Consider the following 674-nt stretch of genomic DNA (forward strand, 5'->3'; position numbering starts at 1 on the left):
GAAGGACCGCCGCCCACTATGGCTGCTGGCTCCATCAATCCCGGCTTTGCGGTAAAGTTCACCAAACAGCTGACAAAGCGTATTGGCAGAAAATGCGGAACGCTTTTGGGTCAATATCAGCGGTTTTGGAGCACCTGAGAGCTCAGGAAGCGCACACTTATATAATGTAAGCTCCTTATGCAGCTTTTTACCGACAAATACGGTGCGTGAATGTCCGCCCTTCGTGTAGCTGGCTTTGAGGTGAATTTGGTCACGGACATTGCCGTCGCCATCAAATACGTCGCCAATCGTCAGGGCGGCGATCTCTCCCACCCGCATTCCAGCGAGGTAGGACAGCATCACGGCGCAGCGGTTCCGGGCGGAATGCTTCCCAGCCTCGATGACGGCCAGCAGCCGCTTCATCTCTGTCTCGTTTATAACCTTTGCCTGTTTCATCTGAAAACCTCATAAATGGTTGATTAACAACACATTTAATTATGTTTCCAGGTAGAGCCAATCTCAAGGCCAGAAAGAAGCCGCAGTAATCTGCGGGTTTGGGGCAGAATCTAATAAAAGTTGGGATTTATGAGGTTCTGGAATTTAAGTATCGGTTACTAAAGCGGACATGAGATTTCCGGTTTTGGCTCAAAACCGGCGGTTTTCAACGGGCTGTAAACATGGCAAGGTATAGCCAG

1 protein-coding gene is annotated in these 674 nt (G+C 49.9%); it reads right to left on the minus strand.

All coding sequences use genetic code 11. The features are described 5' to 3' along the window. Nucleotides 1-435: tyrosine-type recombinase/integrase (locus V5T82_RS18130; RefSeq protein WP_332897084.1), on the minus strand; the 435-nt coding region annotated here is incomplete at its 3' end. Between the last annotated feature and the right edge of the window lie 239 nt (nucleotides 436-674).

Origin of the sequence: Magnetovibrio sp. PR-2 (assembly GCF_036689815.1) — a bacterium.
Taxonomy (GTDB): Bacteria; Pseudomonadota; Alphaproteobacteria; order Rhodospirillales; family Magnetovibrionaceae; genus Magnetovibrio.